Genomic DNA, 17,699 nt, shown 5'->3' on the forward strand with positions numbered 1-17,699 from the left:
TTCGGCTATTTCGTGTATCTGGGGAGAGTATACCGAACTCAGTAATGACTAGGCCGGCGGTGTGGATTTCCGAGCTTGTATAGGTTATTTCGCCACAATCGACCGCATCGCCGCGACTTGAGTACTACGCCGATTAATGCGTCTGACACGTCGGATGGTCATAATAAACATCTGACTTGGTTTTGCCGGGTTCGATGTGCACCTATCGGGGGAGAGCATGAATTTTCTACGACCTGCTGTTATTGCCAGCCTCTTGGTCTTAAGCGGTATTTCCAACGCAATGCCCGATTCGGGCGGCACTCCGGGAATCCGGGGGCAGTACACCGAACTCAGTAATGGTTAGGCCGGCAGTAGCGTAATAGGGGACAGACCCCGTTTTCTCGTTAGCCTCTAGCAAGGCAATTGGTTAGGAGAGGCGAGGCCCGCGTCGAGCGCGCGTTTTGTTACCGGGTGCGCCTATTCATGTAATTCAGCGTGGCAATAACCGCCAGGCCTGCTTTTTCGCGGACGACGACCACCGATTTTGTCTGGAATGGCTGCACGAGTATGCGTCGAAGGAAGCGTGCCGGATATACGCTTTCGTTCTGATGCCCAGCCACGTGCATCTGTTACTTACTTCGGAAAGCGTCGTCGGGCCGGGTCGGCTCATGAAGCGTCTGGGTCAGCGCTACGTGCAGTACATTAACCGTACATACCAGCGGAGCGGTACCCTTTGGGTATCCGGGGACAGTATACGGAACTCGGTAATAGCTAGGCCGGCAAAGGGGATCGCCGAATCAGAACCGAGCCGTGGCGGACTCGCGCCCGGTGGGTCGATGAGATTAGATCGCGCGGCGACCGACAGTTACTTACTCGGGCCGAGCGATTCTAGGCGCAGGTCGAGCGGCAGCGGAGCTGCGGCGTCATGGCTTGAAAGCCAGGCCTTACCAAGAAGGCGGAATCAAAGCTAGGGCCTTGATCGAAACCCTGGTCTGTGCCCGTTTGCGTGCCCACGCGCTGATTGTTGATTAGCTATCAAGAGCGCCGCTTCGTTCCATAGCCTGCACTGACGAACGGGCGGGGTAGACACGCGGTCTGCGCGGGCTATCTCCTCTAATAAATGCGTTTGCGCTGCCGATAACTTCACTGCGGTTGCCGACTTTGGCGGCGTGCGTTACAGCCCGGCCCGTGGGATGTGGCGTGTATCAAGGCGCGGCTGCGATACATAGGCGGCGCTTAGAGCCCGCCAACAACTCGCGCTGCAACGGGAAACAAGACAAAGGACAAGTATGGCGCGTCATCAGGAGTGGCCCTGGCGTAATCTCGATCGGTACGGGTTGACGCTGACCAACCCGATGGACTGGCGTGCGATCGATCGGCACATATTGCTGGCGATGCTCGTGATGCTCGCCCCGCTATGCTTGGGGGGCTATCTGCTGGGAACACTTGCGATAGCGCCGGAATTCCTGCACATCGATGTGGCGATCGCGCTCCTGGCTTTCTATGCCGTGTTCAGCGTGGTGTTTGGCAGCCTTATCACCAGCGCGTTCTTTCTGCGCCGCCAGGTCGACGAATGGCGCAGCTTTGAATACGTCGTCATCTACGGCTTTATCGTGGTCGTGCTGGTCACCGGTTATCTAACCGGGACCTATCTATCGCACGCACTGCTACTGCTGCTTCTCGGGGTTAATATCACCAGCGCGCTTTCCGACGTCGACAAAATCCGCGTTGCGTACTGGCAAGTCGGTGCGGTGCTAATTTTCATGACCGGCGTGAACCTGCTCGGCTGGACGGCGTATGCCCCGCTTTTCAGCCAGTCCGTATACAGCCCGGCTGGCGTGCCATTCATGGGCTGGTTCTTCGCCGAAACTCTTCTCGCCACCATCGTCGGCGCACTGGTCTACCTGGTCACTTCGGCGATCAAGCGTTGGGTGGTCCGTGAGGAATTATTCAAGAACATGTCCAAGACGGATGGGCTGACCCAGTTGACCAACCGCAGCACGTTCATCGATCAGGCAAGCAAGGAGCTCGCCCGCGGCAAGCGTTTTGTAGACGAGTCCCGCCCGTGGATAAGCTGCGTGATGATCGACCTGGATCATTTCAAAGAGATCAACGACACCCTCGGTCATGCGGCCGGCGATGCCACGCTCGTCGACGTATCCCGGATCCTGAAGAACAACGTTCGCGACTACGACGAGGTAGGCCGCTACGGCGGTGAGGAGTTTTCGGTAATGTTGCCGGCCACCGGCCCGGCAAAGGCGCGCGCCATCGCCGAGCGATTGCGGCATGCGATCGAAGCATCGGAGGTCCATTACGGCGACCGCCCCATCCGCTATACCGCAAGCTTCGGTGTCGCCTCTCAACGATATGCCCAACTCGAAGAACTTAACGACCTGCTCAAGGAGGCCGACGCCGCACTCTACGATGCCAAGCGATCCGGTCGAAACCGCGTCGTTTTCTATGATCCCGAGGTCGGCGCGGGGCAAAGGCGGAAGAAGGTCAAGGCGCTCGGCTGATAAAAGACTGGCGCCGAGGGCGAAATGATTTAATCGCCGCCTGCGGTCGTCACGCCGATGAAAAGGTAGACTCACCAAACACCGTAGTAGACTACCCGAAGCATGTCCGTAGCCCGACCACCAAACGCGGTTTGGACGTCGGTCATCACCGTGGGATCGTGCTCATGAAAGCACAGGCTGATACGCAGCACATCGACAGCATTCTCGAACCCTGGCAGGCGACTATCGGGCGAGACTACGACGGCTATCGGAATCACGTGGTTCGGATGGCCACGTTCTGCCTCATGCTCAAGCCGTGCAGCCCGCAGGAGCAATGGCGGATCGAGATAGCGGCTTGTTTTCACGATATCGGCATTTGGACCGCCGACACGCTCGACTACCTGCAGCCGTCCGTACCGCCGGCGCTGAGCTACCTCGATGCGCAAGGGCTATCTGATTGGGGGCCGGAGATCACCGAAATGATTCTCGAGCACCATCGCGTTCGCGAGATCACGGACGGGTTAACGCCGCTGGTTGAAGTGTTCAGGAAAGGCGATCTCGTGGATTTCTCGAAAGGGCTGGTGCGGTTTGGCCTTCCGAGACAGGTGGTCCGAGACGTCATGCAGACTTACCCGAACGCAGGATTTCACCGGATGCTCGTCAAGGCTGCCGGGAAGTGGTTTGTTAAACACCCCTTCAATCCAGTGCCGATGATGAAATGGTGACGTACCGCGACCCCGAGCGCGTTCTAGCGCTGGTCGAGCCAAGCAACGCGATTCGGTATTAGACGCGGATAGCACGCCTGGAGCTGGTCATAGGCTTTAACGCAAGATGGATGCGAACTCGCCGGAACTGAAGTTCAGAGTCTCGACAGACTCGGACGCGGACTATCTGTATGCGCTCATCGAGGAGACGATGCGCCCGTACATTGAAGCGACCTATGGGCACTGGAATGCCGATGGAGCCCGTGGTTTCGCAAATTCCGCGTCTGCATCGGGCGATTTTTCTATCATCAACGTCCGTGACGCTCGGGCGGGCGCTATTAGCGTTTCGATACATGAAACGTATATTGAGCTCGCGCAGCTTTTTCTGGAGCCGCGGTTTCAATATCGAGGCATTGGTAGGCGGCTGGTCAATGACCTCATCGCGCAGGCGGGGGCAGAGTCGAAGTCGATCCAGCTTCGTGTGATCAAATCCAACCCGGCCGCCGCCTTTTACCGGCGGCTAGGGTTTGAGGTAGTCTCTGAAGATCGTCATCGCTTTTTCATGCGCTACGAGATCTGACCGCGCGTTTGGCCTATGGCTTCGCGGCAAAACCCTCAATCGATCGTGCGAGTTTCACGTGCCTCAGCGGGCTTCTCGGCCGGGGCATTCGTCAAGCGCGCTTTGATCCCGAAAGGTGAGTGTGAACGAGTAGCCAGGCGAGTCTATCACCACTCTCCTTTGACATCGAAATCATTTACGGTTTTTCCGTCAAAGATGGTTCCGCGCTGCCTGAGGCGACAACACCAAACATCGGCCCGTAGCCCCCGTGCCAGGAGGCGTCGTATCGGTTGAGGGCGGGGCTGTATATGCCGGCACCGCGGCCGCCGTCGAGGAACAGGGCGTTGGGGCATTTGAGCTGATCCCGGAACAGGCGGGCGAAGTCGTGGAAGTTGACGAGGCTTTCGCTGATGGCGAATTGGACTTCGCCGTTTCTGCACACGCCGACGCCGCTACGGCGGGTGACCGAGGTCGAGCCCTCGATGAGCGCCGGGTGTAGCGTGTTGTCGATGACGAGCATCGGCCCGGACTGGGTGGCGAAACGCGGCGATCGACCGGCCTCGGCATAGGCGGCGGTCGTGAGGATGCCCGCATGGTCGTGTTCGAGATAGAACACGCCGTTGGGTTGCTTGTAGAAATTGGGCACGCGGGCCGGCGCGGCATCGATGGTGCGGGTGTTCAACCGGCGCAGGGTTTCGCCGTTCTCGATATACAGCCCGACGGGCACGAAGTCGGTGGTGTACATCCCGGCATTCAGGGCGAATTGCAGCGTATCGCCGCGGGCCTGTATTTCGTCGGCGAGGCGGTCGAATTGGCGGTACGGTTCGCCGTGCGCGTCGCGCCAGAACAGGCGTAGATCGCCGGTCGCGGGATCGAAATCGCAGACGATATACGCGTTGTGCTCGAACGATTCGCGATGGCAGCCGTTCGGCTCGGTGGCGCCAGCGCTCGACATGAGGGTGAGCGATAGCAGAAGGAGCACAAGAACGGCGCGTATTGCAGCCGTGAAGCGCCTGCGGTGCGGCGGCTCGTGCCTGTCGCGTGTCGAGCGATGCAGGACATGCACATGGGCAGCGCTTGGGTGCGGGCGAAGAGCGGCAGGGTTTTGCATGGGGCGATCGTACTCCAGCCCGCGTTGCGTTCGGAACTGGTCGGCAGCCAGCGGGCGAAACGAGCCGGATAACGCTCGTATGTCGGCGTGCACCGGGCCTGCCGATACGGCCGCTGAGTCGGCCGCGTGCTTTGTTGTGTGTTTGCTCGCCCGTTTGCCGCGCGTGGTGCGAGCCCGGGGCGATGATATATCGCAACCGATAATCTGCCGCTGGCTATAGGATGTCGCCCGTATTCGTCGTAAGAGTTCTGGAGTAGAGACGTGGATAAGGACAAGGCACAGGCATTCGCGCAGGCGTGGTTGGCGGCATGGAATGCCCATGACCTGGACGGGATTCTTGCCCATTACGAAGACGATTTCGAAATGTCGTCGCCCGCGATCAGCCGGTTGACCGGCGAAGCCTCGGGCCGGCTGAAGGGCAAGGCCGCGGTCGGCGAATACTGGGCGGGCGCGCTCGAGAAGTTTCCGGATCTTCACTTCGAGCTGCTGCACGTGCTGTGGGGCGCCGACAGCGTGACGCTTATCTATGAGGGCGTGCTTGGGTTATCTGCCGAGGTGTTTCATTTCTCGCCATCGGGCAAGGTCGCGAGGGCGTTTGCGCACTACGACCTGTAGCGAGCAAATGCGGGGGCGGTCGTGGCCGGGCGCTGTTGTTTCGATATGGTGCCGATGCTTGGCAAGGCCTTTGGCCCGCAACGGCTGGCGATGTTTTGGACGGGCACGTTATCGATTGCTCTTCCGCCATCATCGTAGGTGCCGGCGTAAAGCGGCCTCGCTTCAGATTTCCCTGAGCCAGGGGAGGTTGTTGTAGACGCGGAAAGTCGTCAGCTCGCGTACGCCGGGGTCGGGGGTGGAAATCGTATCCACGGCCATATAGCGACAGGTGAGGGCAGCTTCGGTTAGCTCGAGCACGGCGTAGCCGTGGGCGGCAGAGTTCCAGTAGCGGATATGCGGGTTGGCCAGGCGCACGGCGGGTTCGAGTTTGTTGGCGCGCAGGCCGAGGCGGTCGGCGGGCATGGGTGCGCTGGGCAGGTTAAGGCCGGCGCGAATCTGGTCTTCCAGATTGGCGGAGGTGACCGAGCCCACCATCAGCTCTACGCCCACCGGGTATTCGAAGAAGTTGTCGAAGTCGGTCTTGAGATAGCCGGCGGTAAACGTGTGCAGATCGCCGGTGAGGGCGACGAGGTTGGTGGTGCCGGCATCGCGCAGGGTGGACAGGATATGTCGGCGCTCGGCGGGGTAGCCGTCCCACTGGTCGAGGTTGACGAACAGCTCGCCTACCTTGAGCTGCATGAGCATGACTTCGTTGGCCCAGAGCTTCCAGCGTGCCGGGGAGCCGGTCACGGCATCGATGAACCAGTCGCGCTGGGCACGGCCGAGCATGGTGCGGTCGGCATCTTCGCGAGCGGCACAGCCGAGGGTGGCATAGCGCTCGCCCACGGTATCGGTGCCGCAGGGCGGGCCGTCGCGGTACAGGCGCTCGTCCGTGGCGATGAGTTCGGCGAGCTGGCCGAAGCGAAAGCTGCGATAGATCTGGATCGACTCGTCCCAGGGGCGGGCCGGGTCGAAGGCGGTATCCGCCGGGATGTATTCGCTCCAGGCCCGATTGGCGGCCTGGCGCAGATCGGGCTGCGGCGTAGTGGCCGTCGTGGCGCCGGTATTGTTGTCCGGGTGGATATTGCCGTGGCAGTCGTTGCCGAACTCGTGATCGTCCCAGATGGCGATCATGGCGAAGCGTTCGTGCAGGCGCTGTAGATCGGTATCGCTCCGATAGCTGCGATACAGATAGCGATAGTCGTCGAGCCCGGCCGGCACGGTCTGGCCGGAGGGCAGGGGCTCGAGCTGGCGCGCGCTGCCTTCCTGGAAGCTGGCATCCACGGTTTCGTAGATGTAGTCACCCAGGTGAATGACGTAGTCCACGTCTTCTTCTGCCAGCCGGGCAAGCGCATTGTAGAAGCCGAAGCCGTAGTCCTGGCAGGTGATATAGCCCAGGCGCAGCCGCTCGGGGTTGGCTTCGGCGGCCGGCAGCGTCTTGAAGCGCCCGGTGCGGCTGGCCACGCCCTGCGCGATGAAACGGTAGTAATAGGTTCTAAAGCCGGTGAGCGCCGAATGGGCGATGGCAAGCTTCACGGTGAAGTCGCCCGCCGCCTCCGCCCGGGCGGCGCCGGCGAGTACGACATTGCTGAATGCGTCGTCCGTTGCGATCTGCCAGTTCACGACCGCACCGCCGGCTGCGGGCTCGCTCTCCGGGGCGAGCCGGGTCCACAGCACGATGCCCTGTTCCTTCGGGTCGCCTGAGGCGACGCTCTGGGGGAACCATGCCGCCTGGTGCTGTGCGGTAGCGGCGTCGTCGACGGCGAAGGCCTGTGCCTGCGGGCCGACATCGGCCGAATCGATGAACGGCACCGGGCTTTCGAATACGCCGCCCAGAGCGCGGGCCCAGCCCTGGGTCGCGGTCAGACTCCAGCCGACCGCGCCCGCGGCCGATAGGGTCGAAAGAAAACGACGACGATCCATGGCAGCCCCCAAGCGCGAACCGAGATTGGTGCACTACACATTAGCCGCGGCAGGTGACAGGAAGACTACGCGTCCGGTATGGCGCGAGTGGCTGACTGCCTCGCCCGACTGGCGCGACGGCCAAACGAAGCGGGCGTGATATGTTCGAGATGTGCTTTTTGGTTACGCGTGGAAACGCTCTGCCGAATAGGCCAGGTTCCTGGCAGTGGGTTCGTCGAACGCGCGTTGCCGGGCCTTGAGAGCTGCATAAGGAGTCGAACGGGGGCATTGTCGATTATATGTTTTACAACAAATATCAATATTACCCGGCGTGATATTCAATATTGCCCATTTAGACCAAAGAACACTGCTCTTTACGTGAAACTTCGGATACAAGTAAGCTCATAAGAGCAACTATAAATATAAGCGAAGGGGCGCCGGCCCCTGGCGAGTGTGCTGCCCAGCAGTCACGTGCCGGTATGTGCGAGTACGCGGAGTGTCATGGTTGAACAACGGGGGACATCGAGACGTCTATTGGTACTGGACGACGAGCGTGACGTAGGGGCCACCATCTGCATGATGGCCCGTAACGCAGGCTATGAGACGGACTATACCGATCGCATTGACGTGTTCATGGAGCGGTTGGAGACCGTCCCACCGACCCATGTGGCCATCGACCTGCAGCTGGGAGACGGCGACGGCATCGACGTTATCCACCGCTTGGCCGGGTTGGGCTGCCGTGCCGGTTTGATCATCGTGTCCCGGCTGGGCGGGCGTATTCTGGAATCCGCGGCCCGGGCGGCGGTCGAGAATGGGCTGCGTCTCACCGGGACGCTCGCGAAGCCGTTCTCGTATGCCGAGCTGAAATCCCTGCTGATCGCGGCGGAGTCGCAAGCCCCCGAGAACAGCGGTTTGCCTGCCGATCGTTCCGTTCGAAGCGTGTCCGAGGCCGAGCTTGGCGAGGCGCTCGCCGCCGAGGCATTCGTTGCCCACTATCAGCCCAAGATATCGCTTGCCACGGGCGAGTTGGTCGGCTTCGAATGTCTGGCCCGCTGGCCGGCAGACGAACCTGGCGCGGTAGCGCCGGATGTATTCATCCGCTGCGCCGAGCAGACCGGCCAGATTCATGAGCTGACGCGTCAGGTTTATCGCTCGGCGCTGGCCTGGCGCCCGCCGTGTGCCAGGGGCAAGCCCTTGAAATACGCGCTGAATCTTTCGCCGCTCAATCTGGCCGACGAAAGCTTTCCACGCTGGCTGGTCGACGAATGCGAGGCTCAAGGCATCGCGCCGTCGCAGGTGATCCTGGAAATCACGGAAACCGCCAGCCTGAACAACCCGCTGGTGCTGCTGGAAAACCTGACGCAGTTTCGTATTCGCGGGTTCGAATTGTCGATCGATGATTTCGGCGTGGGTTATTCCTCGATGGTGCAGCTCGCACGGCTGCCGTTTTCCGAGCTCAAGATCGACCGCATGTTCGTCAAGGGCCTGGCGACCTCGGAGGAATCGATGAAGATCGTGACTGCGGTCATCGGCCTCGGCCATTCGCTTGGCCTGAACGTGGTCGCTGAAGGGGTCGAAGACAGAACAGCTCTGGAGCTGTTGGCCCGAGCGGGCTGCAACCAGGCCCAGGGCTACTTCATCGCCAAGCCAATGAGCCACCGGGCTGCGGCCCTCTGGCAGGCCTCCTGTGGGTGGCAGGACGGATGAGCGGTCCGGCCGACGAGACCTACAAACGGCTGTTCAAGGCCACGCCGGGCAAGATTCTGGTGCTGTTGCCGGGCAGCTTCGAGATCGTGACCGCCACCGACGAATACCTCGCCGCCACGGCAAAACGAGAAGAGGATATCGTCGGCAAGAGCGTATTCGAAGTTTTCCCGGATGATCCCGCGGAACCCGCGGCCGACGGCGAGCGCAACCTGCGCACGTCGCTGGCGCGGGTCGAGTCGCTCAAGGCACCGGACACGATGGGCATCCAGCGCTACCCGCTGCGGTCACCGGACGGACGCTTCGAAGAGCGCTTCTGGAGCTCGATGAATACGCCCGTGCTCGATGATCGCGGCGAAATCGAGTTCATCCTTCACCGCACGGAAGATATCACCGGGATCGTGCGCGAACGCGGGAAGGTGGAACGCGCTGATGAAATGGCCGGCCAGGACGCAGCCGCCGTACAAGATATCGTTCTGCGGTCGCAGGAACTTCGCCAGGCGCTGTCCAAGCTTCAGGAGTACGAGGCGCGCATGCGCGCCGCCGAGCGCATGCTCAATCTGGGCACTTGGGAATACCACCCACAAACCGGTGACTTGAACTGGTCGAGCCAGGTGTTCGATATCCACGACTTGCCGGCCAGCCAGGGTGCGCCGGACCTCAATGGCTATTTTGCTCTGGTACACCCGGGCGATCAGGCACAGGCACGGGCGGCGTATCAGCAGTTTCTCAACCGCGAGACGCCTCAGATCGAACTCGATCATCGGATTCGCACGGACACAGGCGAAGTACGCTATATCAAGGCGGTGGGCGAACGCCATCGTCGTGGCGATGACGAGATCGTGGTCGGCTATGTGCAGGACGTAACATCGCTGGTGCGCACCCGCGAGAAACTCACCCAGGCCGAACAGCTGCTGCGCCTGGCAGGCGAAAAGGCGAAGCTGGGCGGCTGGCGGGTTACGGTGGATAGCCAGATCGTGGTCTGGACCTCGGAGACGGCCGCCATTCACGGCATGCCGCCGGAGTACTCGCCGGGCAGCGTCGAAGAAGCAATCGGTTTCTATGCCCCGGCCGACCAGGACGTGATTCAAGGCGTTTTCAAGCGCTGTGTCGAGGAAGGCAAGAGCTTCGATGTGGTCTGTCGACTGCATACCGCCGACGGAAGACGGCCCTGGGTACGCAGCCTCGGCGTGGCCCAGTACAACGATTACGGTCGGGTGATCGCGGTACAGGGGGCGTTCCAGGATATAACCAGCCTGCAGGAGGCCCGAGAGCGGGCCGCCAAGGCCGACAGGGCACGCATCGATATTCTCGAGAGCATTGGCGATGCCTTCTATGCGCTCGACCACGAATGGAACTTCACCTACCTCAACCGCAAGGCCTGTGCGCTGCTGGGGCGCTCGGCCGGGGAGCTGCTCGGCCATAACCTGTGGGCGGAGTTTCCCGAGACGCTCGGCAAGGCCATTGAACGCCAATACCGCGGCGCGGTCGCCGGGCAGCGGACAAAACGTTTCCAGAGCTACTACGCGCCCCGGGGGAAATGGCTGGAAATCAGTGCTTACCCGATACCCGAAGGCTTGGCCGTCTATCTGCGCGACGTGACGCAACAGCGCGAATATCAGCAACAGCTGCGCATGATCGAGGCCGCGCTGGCGCGCCAGAATGATACGGTGATCATCACCGAAGCAGCGGGCGCCAACGTGTCGGCCGACCCGCGAGTGGTCTATGTAAACGATGCCTACGAGCGTTTAACGGGCCGGCCTAAAGACGAGGCACTGGGGCAACGGCCATGGTTTTTACAGCGTACCGGCGCCGACCCGAAACAGCTGGCGCGTATTCGCGCCGCGTTGTATCGACACGCCCCCATTCGATGCGAGCTGCGCGATCAAAAGCAATCCGGCGCGGCCTACTGGCTGGAACTGGAGGTTACGCCGCTGTTCGATGCCGACGGCGAGTGCACGCATTACGTGGCCGTCCAACGCGATATATCGCGTCGCAAAGCGCAGGAGGCCGAGCTTCGCCAGGCCCGAGAGCGCTTCGAACTCATTTCCCGCGCAGTCAATGACGTGATCTGGGACTGGGATCTCGCCACCGGGAACGTCTGGTGGAACGACGCGGTCACCGCGGTATTCGGCTATGCCAGGCAGGAGCTGGATGGCGGCCGTCAGTCCTGGCAGCAATGTCTTCACCCCGAGGATCGTGCGCAGGTGGCCCAAAGCGTGGCCGAAGTCATTGCCAGCGAGTCGGTGCTCTGGCGCGGTGAGTATCGCTTCATTAAAAAGGACGGCCAGGTGGCCAGCGTCGTGGATCGGGGCTTTGTGATCCGGGACGAGGCTGGCCGGGCGATTCGCATGGTCGGCAGCATGCTCGACGTCAGCGAGCGTATCGATATGGAAAGCCGTCTGCGCGAGGCACAGAAGCTTGAGGCGGTCGGCCATCTCACCGGCGGCGTGGCCCACGATTTCAACAACCTGCTGACCGTGATCCTGGGTAATGCGGAAGTCATGGCCGAACAGGCTGACAACGCCATGTTGAGCCAGATGGCGCAGATGACGGTCGCCGCCGCCCAGCGCGGGGCCGAGTTGACGAGCCGACTGCTCGCGTTTGCCCGTCGCCAGCCTCTGAATCCCGAGCTCACGAATGTGAATGGGCTGATACAGGCGATCCAGCCGCTCGTGGAGCGTACGCTGCCGGCGGATATCGAGCTCGAAACCGTGCTCGATCCGCAGCTGGGTTTGACCGAAATCGATGCCAGCGAACTGGACACCGCGCTACTGAACCTCGCGGTCAATGCCCGCGACGCCATACCGGAAGGGGGCAAGCTCACCATCGAGACCGCCAACAGCATGCTCGACGATCACTACGCGGAGCGGCATCCGGAGGTCGAAGCCGGCGACTACGTGATGATTGGCGTCACCGACACGGGCAGCGGCATGGACACCGAGACCCTGCGCCGTGTCTTCGAGCCCTTTTTTACAACCAAGGCGGTGGGCAAGGGCAGCGGCCTGGGGCTGAGTATGGTGTTCGGCTTCACCAAGCAATCCGGCGGGCATATAAAGATCTACTCCGAGCCGGGCGAAGGCACCTGCGTAAAACTCTATTTCCCCCGTTCGCTGGATACGCAGCGCCTGGATCGACAGCCAGCGGCCAAGCCGCCGGCACAGGGCGGAAGCGAGCATATCCTGATTGCCGAAGACGACGATCTGGTGCTGGCGCATCTGGAAGGACAGCTACGCTCACTGGGCTACCGGGTCACGTCCACCATCTCGGGCCCGGCGGCGCTGAGCGCTTTGGAAAAACACCCGGATATCGACCTGCTGCTCACCGATATCATCATGCCGGGCGGCATGAATGGCCGCCAGCTGGCCGACCAGGCGGCCGCGCGCTACCCGGCGCTGAAGATCCTGTTCACCTCCGGCTATACCGAGAACGCGATCGTGCACCAGGGACGGCTGGACCCGGGTGTAGAGCTGCTGGGCAAACCCTATACCCGACAGGAACTGGCCACGAAGGTGCGTTCGGTGCTCGACCGCGCATAGCGAAGTCGGTCTGGCGGGACCGGCAGCCTCCCGGTTGCCGCGCGGGAGAACGGGCTGATTCGGTTCTTGGCGATGGCTTTTGGCGACGGCGTCGCGTGGTCGCCGACGCGGGATTGTCCCTTAAGCGGTGTTCCGCCAGCGCGCATGGATGTGCGTTTCGATACCGGCCCACCGGCCGGTGGGCCCGCGGGTTGGCGGCAACCCGAACGCCAACCGGGCCGTCGGGCGCAGTGAAATAGGCATAAGCCGCTCGCGGCTGATTCGAAAAGGGCTCGTGCCGTGCGGCCTGCGGCAATTTGCCGCAGCGAAAAGCGGCGGAATGCGTTACGGAACAACATAAAATACGTCGCAGAAACGGTTTCGACCACGCCGGCCAGCGGCGGCGCGTGAGCCGCCAGCGCCTGGAAAGCGCGGGTTCGATGCGCTTACACAGGCCTTGCTACTGCAAGGCACGTCGTCCGCTTCGTACACCCCATCCTTCCTGCTTCGACGACGGCAAAGACAAACAATGATGAAATTCTGTGTGCGCGCCGGTGTGGTGTCGCTTGTCGTGGCCTTGTTCGCGCCGATCGTTGAGGCGGCAAGCCGAGCGAACGAACCGGAGCACAGGGCGAATGCCACGCAGGGCGCGAGCGTGGAACTCGTCCAGGCGGAGAGTATCGCCCTCGACGATATCGTGGTCGGCGGCGTACGCCAGGCCTATCGCGGCAATTTCGAGCTGCGCGAAATACCGCGTTCCATCAATACCGTCGATGCCGAAACGCTTGAAGAAAATGCCATTACCGGGCTGACCGAAGCGCTCGATCTGGATGCGTCGGTCGCGCGACAGAACACGCTCGGCGGGCTGTGGGATTCGTTCGCGATACGCGGTTTTGCCGGCGACGAGAACCTGCCCAGCGGTTATCTCGTGAACGGCTTCAACGCCGGCCGCGGCTTCGGCGGTCAGCGTGATCTGGCCGGCATCGAACGCGTCGAGATCCTGAAGGGCCCGGCGGCGGCGCTCTACGGCCGGGGCGAACCGGGCGGCACGGTCAATCTGGTGACGAAGCAGGCCCGCCTGGGTGAAACATTCGGCACCGTGCAGGCACAGACCGGCAGTTTCGATACCCAGCGCGCCGAGGCCGACATCAACCTCCCGCTGGGGGAAGCGCTTGCTGTGCGGCTGATCGGCTACGGCGAACAGTCGGATGGGTTTCGTGACTTCGTGGCCGAGGATCGCTGGGGCTTTCTGCCGTCGCTGGGCTGGGCGATCAACGACGCCACGCGCCTGACCTACGACCTGGAGAAGACCCGCGTGTCGGTACCGTTCGATCGCGGCATCGTCGTACTCGACGATAACTTCAAGACGGTGCCCCGCGACCGCTTTCTGGGCGAGCCCGGCGATGGCGATCATGTCGCCGAAGCCGAAGGACATCAGCTGCGCCTGTCACATGATTTCAGCCCCGCCTGGCGCATGCTGCTCGGGGCGATCAAGCGGGATACGCTTCTGACCGGCACGTCTTCCGACCCGGAACTGGCGGTATCGCGCCAGCCGGTGTTCGAGGACGGCCAGACGCTGGCCCGCCAGCGTCGTTCCCGCGTGTACGACTCCGAACAGCTGGCATTTCGCGGCGAGCTCGACGGCGAGTTCCAGCTCGGCTCGTTCTGGCATCGGCTGTTGATCGGCGCGGATTACGATCGCTTCAAGAATTATCAGGACTTTCGGCGTGTGCGCCCGGCCGGGCTGGCCAGCAACCCCAGCGACGAACAGTCGTACGCCGTCGATATCGATAATCCGGTCTACGGTCGTTTCCCGCTACCCACGCCACTGCCGAACAACGACCGGTTGGACATACAAGAGTCGATCGGCGTGTTCCTACAGGATCAGGTGGAACTCACCGAGCGCCTGCAGCTGCGCCTGGGCGCTCGTTATGACGACTACGAGCTGCGTACGGAAAACTACATCACCGATATCGACAGCGAACGACAGGAAGGGCGCCTGAGCCCGCAGCTCGGCGTGGTTTACGAACTCAGCGAGCCGGTGGTGCTCTACGCCAACTACGGCGAAGGCTTTCGCGCCAATATCGGCACCGATGTGAACGGCAACATCTTCGATCCCGAGGAAACGCGTGCCGTCGAAGCCGGGGCGAAACTGGCGCTGTTCGATGGCGCGATCGATGCGACGGTGGCCGTATTCAGCCAGGAAAAGAAAAACGTACTCGCCAGCGATATCAATAACCCCGGCTTTTCGGCCGCGATCGGCAAGGCGCGCAGCCGCGGGGTGGAGCTCGACGTGAGCGGCGAACTGCCCGCGGAGGTGGAATTCCGACTGAGCTATGCGTACACCGATGCCGAAGCGCGATCGAGCGTGCTCGACCCGAACTTCTCTTTCGAAATCAAGCCGGGCGATCCGTTGGCCAATATCCCGGATCACCAGTTCAACGCCCAGGCCCAGAAGCGGTTCACCGTCGCCGACAAGCAAACCATGGCCGGCGCCGGCCTGCGCTACGTCAGCGAAAGACTGGGCGCCACCGGGACGGACTTCACGCTGCCCGACTACACGTTGTTCCGTTTGTTCGGCGACGTACAGCTCACCGACAATCTGGCCGTGTTCGCGAACATCGACAACGTGTTCAACACGCACTGGTATGCCAGCAGCTATTCGCAGCTCTGGGTGCAGCCGGGCACGCCGCGAACTGCGACGGTCGGTTTGCGCGCAACGTTCTAGCCTGGCGATCGATTTGCATGCCGGCGGTCATGCTGCCTATCGCCGGCATGCAGGGCCAAGTAGTGGCCATGTAGGATCAAAAAGCCCGCTGCGCTTCCTCGGCACAGGCGCCCGAGGGCGGGCAGCCGCCCCCGGACGCAGGATAGGCCGGGCGCGGTGCGGTGGCCGGGTTCGGCCACCCCACGCGCCATGTCGCGGGCGGACTCGAGTGGGACTTCTAGAAGTGGACCCCGAGTTTCACGCCGCCGGCCAGGGCGGTCGCATTGTCGAAGCCCACCAGATCATTGCCCTGAAGGGATACGTCGACGTCGTCGAACCAGATATGACGCAGGCCGGCGCTCACGGTCACGTTGTCGGTCACGTCGTAGGCGCCGCCGATGCCGATGCCGGTGTAGTCGCCGGTCGGCTGAAGCGGGGTGAAGCTGCTGTCGTCGGTGTTTTCGTGAAACACGTCGAACGACGCGGCAAAGCGGTCGGTCAACTGCCGGCCGATACCAAGTTCGTAGTAGATGGCGTCGCCAAAGTCGGTCAGCGAACGGCCGGTCGCGGCCGAAAACCGCTCGGGGCTGATATCCAGATCGGAATGCGGAACGTAGCGTACTTCGGCAGACAACAGGGTGTCTTTTGCGATCCCGGTCTGTGCCTGAAGCTCGATGCGTTCGGGCACCTCGAAACTCTCACGCGAGCTGCCGTCGAATACCGGCAGCGCCACACCGGGTGCGACCGGGACGAGCGGGCCGCTTTCCTGAGCGTTCGCGGTGAAATCGATTGACGAGTGGTAGGTCAGCGCCACGCGCAGGGCGATCTCGGGTTTTTCGTAGGCTACGCCCGCCAGATAGCCCGTGCCCCATTCGTCGGACAGATGCAGTTCATAGCCGTTGGCCGGGCCATAACCCGCGCCGGCCAGCGCGACATCGCCGCCGATCCGCGTACGCCGTAAACCGCCGTAGACGCTTACGCCGCGGGGTAGCTGGTATTTCAGTACGCCGGTCAGGCCAAGCGAATCGGCCTCGACTTCGGTGCCGCCCAGCGCGGGATCGCTGGCCGGATAGGCCAGATCCGCCCCATAGGGTTCGTTGACGATGAGCGCGGCCGCCATGTTGGGCGAGATATCGAACTTGAACGCGCCGGCGAGAACCCACTGGTCGTCCACGACATCGTTGACCGCGGCACCGGTCGCACTATTGCGGCCGTCGATATCCGGCGCGATGAAGCCGGCGGATACTTCGACGTAGTTGCCCTGTTCGAATATCACGTCGACCGACTGCGAGCCGCGCTCAAGCCCGCCCGCGCTGGCCAGGGAAGCCGTGCTACCCAGAACGACGACCGTGGTCAGGCGCCAGTTGTTACTCATTCCATCCCCCAATTTGATCTCTCCACGCGATATTGGCCACCGGCCCGAGCACGTATACAACGTGCCGGAACACAGGCTTAGTTAACTTCGAATCTAGGAAGTATACCGTATGTCGTTGAATTATAGACGGAGATCGAACGTTCGTTTTTATAAACCGCGTGAAGTGATGCATGGCGAGGCCGGCCGGCCATCGCGCTGCGCGCTGGACATGATCGCCCCGGGACTTGCCGGCACATGACGTCTTTCGCGTGAACGCCGGTAGAGCCCCCTCCTCAAATTCGTGACGACGGGCCAAACGAGGGGCCGTGAGCCACGGTGTAATGCGGTGGACGAGCCGGCCGCCTCAATTGAATTGATCGTTCGAACGCATCCGTAAAAACACTGAAACCGTAATCAGTAATACTGCGTACAAAACCGGAAAGAAAACTTTTCGAGCGCCGTGTTGCGGGCGTTGTCTTTTTTTCGATACCTGGCTTGCCGGAGCAAGTCGGCATCGGCGGAACGACAGGTAACCGTGATCCGCGCGACAAGTGCGGCGCGCTCAACCACAGGTGCGCCGCGAAGGTAGGTACTGAATGGTTACGGATTACGACACTGCGTTGGATAGCGATACGTCGATCAGCGAGGCGCTGCGAAGCCGGGGTCTGCGGGTCACCGCGGCAAGGCACGCCATTCTGAAGTGGTTATCCAGCCACCCCCATGCCAGCGCCGACGAAGTGCATCAGGGGGTGCTCGAACAGCTGGGTACGCTTTCGAGACAGGCGGTGTACGACGTGCTCTCGGCAAGCGTCGAGGCTGAACTCGTGCGCCAGATCAAGCCGATCGGCCATCCCGCCCGCTTCGAGAGGCGCATCGGCGACAACCATCATCACCTCGTTTGCACGCATTGCGGCCGTGTCGCCGACACGGACTGCAAGCACGGCCATGCGCCGTGCCTCGCCCCGGCCGATCCGCAGGGCTTCGTGATCCATGAAGCCGAGATCATGTTCTGGGGTGTGTGTAGCCACTGTCGTTCGCAAACCGAAAGTCACCATGACAAGGGATAGCGATA

The 17,699-nt window shown here is 61.9% G+C and carries 12 protein-coding genes; 9 read left to right on the plus strand and 3 right to left on the minus strand.

Annotation, left to right across the window (positions count from 1 at the left end):
- Positions 1-440: 440 nt before the first annotated feature.
- The 4 genes from CMN27_RS15305 to CMN27_RS15320 all read left to right on the plus strand — a co-directional run bounded on the left by CMN27_RS15305 (position 441) and on the right by CMN27_RS15320 (position 3,758).
- Positions 441-950, plus strand: a complete 510-nt coding sequence (locus tag CMN27_RS15305; protein WP_293627844.1) for a transposase — start codon at positions 441-443, stop codon at positions 948-950.
- 318 nt (positions 951-1,268) lie between these two features.
- Positions 1,269-2,495, plus strand: a complete 1,227-nt coding sequence (locus CMN27_RS15310) for a GGDEF domain-containing protein (protein WP_293627845.1) — start codon at positions 1,269-1,271, stop codon at positions 2,493-2,495.
- 164 nt (positions 2,496-2,659) lie between these two features.
- Complete coding sequence (locus tag CMN27_RS15315; protein WP_293627846.1) at positions 2,660-3,199, plus strand: hypothetical protein; 540 nt, start codon at positions 2,660-2,662, stop codon at positions 3,197-3,199.
- A gap of 106 nt (positions 3,200-3,305) precedes the next feature.
- Positions 3,306-3,758, plus strand: a complete 453-nt coding sequence (locus tag CMN27_RS15320) for a GNAT family N-acetyltransferase (protein WP_293627847.1) — start codon at positions 3,306-3,308, stop codon at positions 3,756-3,758.
- Positions 3,759-3,933: 175 nt separating this feature from the next.
- On the opposite strand, the gene CMN27_RS15325 is transcribed toward CMN27_RS15320, so the two are convergent.
- Positions 3,934-4,692 carry a phosphodiester glycosidase family protein gene (locus CMN27_RS15325; protein WP_366515470.1) on the minus strand — a complete coding sequence of 253 codons (759 nt, stop codon included), beginning with the start codon at positions 4,690-4,692 and terminating at the stop codon, positions 3,934-3,936.
- Positions 4,693-5,109: 417 nt separating this feature from the next.
- On the opposite strand from CMN27_RS15325, the gene CMN27_RS15330 reads away from it, so the two are divergent.
- The gene (locus CMN27_RS15330; RefSeq protein ID WP_293627849.1) at positions 5,110-5,463 is read left to right on the plus strand and encodes a nuclear transport factor 2 family protein; all 354 of its coding nucleotides are present in this window, start codon (positions 5,110-5,112) and stop codon (positions 5,461-5,463) included.
- A gap of 162 nt (positions 5,464-5,625) precedes the next feature.
- Here CMN27_RS15330 and CMN27_RS15335 read toward each other — a convergent pair whose 3' ends face one another.
- A complete protein-coding gene (locus CMN27_RS15335) occupies positions 5,626-7,365 on the minus strand; it encodes an alkaline phosphatase D family protein (protein ID WP_293627850.1) in 1,740 nt (579 codons plus the stop codon).
- A 513-nt stretch (positions 7,366-7,878) separates the two neighbouring features.
- On the opposite strand from CMN27_RS15335, the gene CMN27_RS15340 reads away from it, so the two are divergent.
- From CMN27_RS15340 to CMN27_RS15350, 3 genes are all read left to right on the plus strand, one after another.
- Positions 7,879-9,051, plus strand: a complete 1,173-nt coding sequence (locus CMN27_RS15340; protein WP_293627851.1) for an EAL domain-containing response regulator — start codon at positions 7,879-7,881, stop codon at positions 9,049-9,051.
- Positions 9,048-12,587, plus strand: coding sequence for a PAS domain S-box protein (locus CMN27_RS15345; protein ID WP_293627852.1), 3,540 nt, complete (start codon positions 9,048-9,050; stop codon positions 12,585-12,587). The genes CMN27_RS15340 and CMN27_RS15345 overlap by 4 nt, the downstream gene beginning before the upstream one ends.
- A gap of 508 nt (positions 12,588-13,095) precedes the next feature.
- Positions 13,096-15,294 (plus strand): TonB-dependent receptor, encoded by a 2,199-nt coding sequence (locus CMN27_RS15350; protein WP_293627853.1) that lies wholly within the window; start codon positions 13,096-13,098, stop codon positions 15,292-15,294.
- 217 nt (positions 15,295-15,511) lie between these two features.
- Here the strand turns inward: CMN27_RS15350 and CMN27_RS15355 are convergent, their stop codons facing one another.
- Entirely contained in the window at positions 15,512-16,648 is a 1,137-nt protein-coding gene (locus CMN27_RS15355) for an outer membrane protein transport protein (protein WP_293627854.1), read from the minus strand.
- 575 nt (positions 16,649-17,223) lie between these two features.
- On the opposite strand from CMN27_RS15355, the gene CMN27_RS15360 reads away from it, so the two are divergent.
- Positions 17,224-17,694 (plus strand): Fur family transcriptional regulator, encoded by a 471-nt coding sequence (locus tag CMN27_RS15360; protein WP_293627855.1) that lies wholly within the window; start codon positions 17,224-17,226, stop codon positions 17,692-17,694.
- Positions 17,695-17,699: the final 5 nt, after the last annotated feature.

Source organism: Salinisphaera sp., from assembly GCF_002729955.1.
Lineage (GTDB): Bacteria > Pseudomonadota > Gammaproteobacteria > Nevskiales > Salinisphaeraceae > Salinisphaera.